We start from the raw sequence: 4,464 nt of genomic DNA, 5'->3' as shown, positions 1-4,464 counted from the left end.
CGTCGTAAACGACTCCGAACCCGGACCCGCATACATCCGCGCCGAATTGAACTCCGGCGGAAACGCCCCATAATCCAGCACTAATAGCCCCTTAAACTGCGATGTTGGAATCGATGCGTGGAGTCGTAGAAAAAGGTTAATGTGCCGCTGCCCGCTCCTGCGGCGGTCAGCTGAGCGATGGCTTTCTGACCCTCCCCTCGGCCGTCCGCCACGGCCGGCTCCTCGAGGCCGGCCGACCGCCCTGGAGTTGATCCAGGTAATGGGCTTGAGCTGCGGGAATACCTGAAGCCACGAACCTGCCCGCCACTTGCGCCGCGGCGCGTTGCCGCCGTAGCCGGCGGCACAGCTATCGGAGCCGGGGATAAAATCCGGTCGCGGATAAAGATCGGTGGGTACATGGCGAATTCCGCCGCTTATCCGGCTGATGGCGGGCGGGTCAGCACGCTGTAGCGAAACCCGTACTTGTGGACATAGCCGGCGCCGGCACGCCGGGCCGAGGCCCCCGGCGGCATGCCGCGCAGCAGCGCATTACCGGGTGCACCACCGGGTTGCACACCGGTCGCGCCAATGGCTTGAACTGGGGCGTCCTCTACTTCGGCGACCGTCGCCGGGCTGGTCGCCGACGTCAGCGTGGCCCACTGTTCCGGGACCGACAATGCCCCCACCTGGGTGGCCTGGCCGGAAGCCGCCGAGATCCCGGCGCCACTGATATGGCTCACGGCGGCCGGGCCCCCGCCAAGGTTGCCCAAACCCAAGGTCGCGAACTGCGGCGTCGGGAACCAGGCACCACCGGCACCGGCCGTCTCACCACCGGGACCGTAGGTCAGCTGCTGGGCGATCGACCAACCGAAGTTGGTGAGTCCCGTCGAGAGATAGGCCACGCTCGAGGTTTGTTTGAGCATCACGGAGTAGTTCGAGGAATTAAGCCCCCACCAGTTGGTGGGGCTGGGGATCAGATTCTGCAGCGTGGTACCCGATGATGTGGTCGGTGCCGTGGCCGCCGCCGATACCTGCTGCGTCGCTTGAGGAGCAGCGGTGGCCGACAGTATCTGCGGGGTCGCCAGTTGCGACGTCGTGTTCGCCGCCGTCTGCGCGCCATTGCCGGCCGGCTCGGCGGCCGCCTGGGTGACCGCGGCCGCCTGGTTGGATTCATTGTCGGGGGTGGTGGTGTTGGGCGGTGACACGAACGGGCTCAACACCGAGGCGGCCGCCGACGAGCCGGCATATCCATACATCGCGGCGGCGTCCTGTGCCCACATCTCCATGTACTGGGCCTCGGTCGCCGCGATCGCCGGGGTGTTCTGCCCGAAGAAATTGGTCGCGACGAGCGTCGCCAACAAAGCCCGATTCGCGGCGATCACCGGCGGGGGCACCGTCATCGCGAAAGCCGCCTCGAAGGCCGCCGCGGCCGCGCGGGCCTGGCCGGCGGTCTCCTCGGCCTGCCCCGCCAGCTCGCTCAGCCAGCTCACATACGGCGTGACCGCCGACAGCATCGACGCCGAGGCCGGACCCACCCAGGGACCGTGGGTCAGCTCCGAAATCACCGACGTGTAGCCGCTCGCCGCCGTCCCCAGCTCAACACCGAGTCCATCCCAGGCGGCGGCCGCGGCCATGATCGGCCCCGTTCCCGGACCCGCGTACATCCGGCCGGAGTTGATCTCCGGCGGTAATGCCCCGAAGTCCATGGCTACGAAGCACCGGGCTCGAACGACATCTATCCCCTTGCAAGTGGTCTCGTGTCGGTGACCTTCAGCATTTGCTGTTGGGGAAAGGCTAAATCGCTGACGCGCCTCATCGCCGGTTCGCGCCGCGGCCACTCCTGAGCCGCCGACGGTTCCGAGAGCGGTGGTCTCACCTGGCCGCAAGATCGAGCCATCGCCGACCGTGGCTTACGGCCACTGCGATTACCTGCAAAAACACTCCGCGCGGGCAGCCCTCTGCCGGCTCACGATCTCTCGCCCTGGCGGGCCTATTCGGGGGAACTCCCTATGGCCAGATCCCAGTGTCGGATAAAAATCCGGCCGCAGATAAAGCGGTCGCGAGATTCGCTACACAACGTGGCCGACTGACTGCAAGACGGGCATGGGGTAGCTCAGCAACAGCTGCCGCACATAAAACTTTGAACGTTTTCACAGGTAGCTACCACTCACTGCACGAGTCCCATGTCATACAGTGGCGCCACCGTGGGTCTTCCCAAGCCTGTGCTGACGCGACGATGCCGATTCACCATCGCCATCGTCGCACTGAGCATGTTCGTTGCCCTGATTGCCGGGTCCTCTCTGCGTCCCCAATTCGCTGCGGCTGAACTTCCGGAACCGGCGGCTTGGACCCATGTCACCCCTGGTGTCCCAGCGCACGCCGGCCAGACGCAACTTGATAGCGCTGCACAACCCATTAGCCTTCTGAGCCACAGCTTTTCATCGGGCCCCACGCCGACGAATAAGAAGCCCTTCCGCAGTATGTGGATGACGAAGGGTCGGCCGACCGGTTGGATCCTTTCGTCACCACGCTCGGGCTGGTTGGCATTACCGGCATCATTTGCCGCGTCACATTTCGAGCCGGGCGGCGCCGATCTGAAAGCATCCGATGCCGCTGCCTCCGGCCGAGATTCCTTGGCCCAACTCTGCGTAATCCGCTGCTGAAAGTTCGGCGCCGAGCCGACGCGCCGTCTTACTCGGCCCATGGGGCCATGGAGCTCGCCAAGCTACCCGCAAAGCCGTGGCTTCAACGCAACGTCGGCAATCGCATGAATTCTGCCTGATCGCACTGAATCGCGCCCGCAGCGTCGCGGGCGAGCGCTCCGGCCGGCTAACACGCCGTTCGCAGCGTCGACCTATCTCCCTGCGTCAATGTCTTCGAGGAAGAGTCATGGTTACAAGCACCGCCCACCCCACCCAACACGCCACGCGCCACACGCCAGGCAAGATGCCGATGAATTCCGATGCGCCCGAGATCATTTCAGCAAATATCTCGTCGGATTCAATACCCGGCGAAAGCCAGCCGGCAACGTTTCACCTGCCGCGGTTGGAACATTCCAGGCTGCCAATGGCCGCTGACAGAGGTATCGGATGGAAGACGCTGCGCGACGCCGGGCCAGTCGTATTCATGAACGGCGCGTATTACCTGACCCGTCGCGAGGACGTAGTAGCTGCGCTGTGCCAACCCAACCTCTTCTCAGCACAATTGGCCCTGCAGCCTCCGGGAAGCCCAGTGCCGGTGTTACCTTCGGCGTTCGACCCTCCCGCGCATACCCGTTACCGCAGAATCCTGCAGCCGTACTTCAGCCCACACGCCTTGGCTAAGTCGCGGCCTGTGTTTGAGCACCATGCCGTTCAGATGATTGCCGCCCTCGCCGGCCGTGGCGAATGCGACGCGATGGCGGACTTCGCACGCCTTTACCCCTATCAGGTGTTCATGGACCTTTACGGCCTGCCGTTCGAGGACCGGGATCGCGTGATCGGCTGGAAGGATGCCGCCGTCGATGGCAAATCCGAAGGGAACGAGCTGTTGACGTATTTCACCGACGCCATCCGTCAACGCCGACAGAGCCCGGGCTCTGACCTGTTGTCGCAAGTGATGACCGGCCCGGGTGAGCTTTCCGACCTCGAGTTGCTTGGCATGAGCCATCTGCTGGTGCTGTCCGGTCTGGACACGGTGGCCGCGGCGATCGGCTTCTCGCTTCTCGCGTTGGCGCGCACACCGCGGCTGCGCAGAGAACTTCGGGACAGGCCCGATCAAATCAGGGTTTTCGTCGAAGAGATAGTCCGACTTGAGCCGGCGGCACCGTTGGCGGCCCGGGTTACCACCGACTTCGTCAGCGTGGGCGGTATGGTGCTTCCCCCAGAAACACCGGTGCGGTTGTGCACAGCTGCGATCAACCGCGACGGTACCGACGAGACATCGACCGACGACCTGGTCATGGACGGAAAAATCCACCGGCACTGGGGATTCGGCGGCGGCCCCCACCGCTGCATAGGTTCTCATCTGGCACGGATAGAACTCACCACCATCATCGACGAGTGGCTCAAGCAGATCCCGGACTTCGCAGTGCCACAGGGCTACACCCCGGAGATCAAATTCCCGTCGAAGAGTTTCGCGCTCCAGTCGCTACCGCTGAGTTGGGAATAACCTTCTCTCGCAAATCGATTCGATTCAACGCGGCAACCGGTGCCGGGAAAGTTCCCACGTTGAGGATGCCAATGATGGCTGAAGTGTCGGCGAGTGCAATCAGCGGGCACGGCAGATTCTGTCGGGCCCTGTAGGTCGTCTATCCGCCAGCAGCTGTCATCCCGCGCGAGATGCACATACATTGCGCCACATTCGCTTTGGCACGCTCTTGGGGCGCGACCAAGGTCGCGCCCCAAGAGTTGAGCAGGACCGACGCTATCCGGCGAAGGGTGGTCGGGCCATGACGGTGGGCCGGAAGCCGTACTTGGGCCCGGCGACTCCGTGGCCGGCCGCACT

The 4,464-nt window shown here is 64.1% G+C and carries 4 protein-coding genes; 1 reads left to right on the top strand and 3 read right to left on the bottom strand.

Going from position 1 to position 4,464, the window contains the following annotated elements:
• Both B8W69_RS31740 and B8W69_RS29315 read right to left on the bottom strand, forming a co-directional pair.
• Window positions 1-81: PPE domain-containing protein (locus B8W69_RS31740; RefSeq protein ID WP_133058058.1), on the bottom strand; the 81-nt coding region annotated here is incomplete at its 3' end.
• 332 nt (window positions 82-413) lie between these two features.
• Window positions 414-1,685, bottom strand: coding sequence for a PPE family protein (locus tag B8W69_RS29315; RefSeq protein WP_085293134.1), 1,272 nt, complete (start codon window positions 1,683-1,685; stop codon window positions 414-416).
• Between the two features lie 1,246 nt (window positions 1,686-2,931).
• Here B8W69_RS29315 and B8W69_RS29305 point away from each other — a divergent pair.
• On the top strand, window positions 2,932-4,128 hold the full coding sequence (locus B8W69_RS29305) for a cytochrome P450 (protein ID WP_085293135.1): 1,197 nt from the start codon (window positions 2,932-2,934) through the stop codon (window positions 4,126-4,128).
• Window positions 4,129-4,383: 255 nt separating this feature from the next.
• Here the strand turns inward: B8W69_RS29305 and B8W69_RS30200 are convergent.
• On the bottom strand, window positions 4,384-4,464 hold an 81-nt coding region (locus B8W69_RS30200), incomplete at its 5' end, for a PPE family protein, SVP subgroup (protein ID WP_439330601.1).

The sequence above is a fragment of the Mycolicibacterium vulneris genome (assembly GCF_002104765.1).
In the GTDB taxonomy this organism is placed as follows: Bacteria; Actinomycetota; Actinomycetes; order Mycobacteriales; family Mycobacteriaceae; genus Mycobacterium; species Mycobacterium vulneris.
This window is presented reverse-complemented; position numbering and strand designations above follow the sequence as displayed.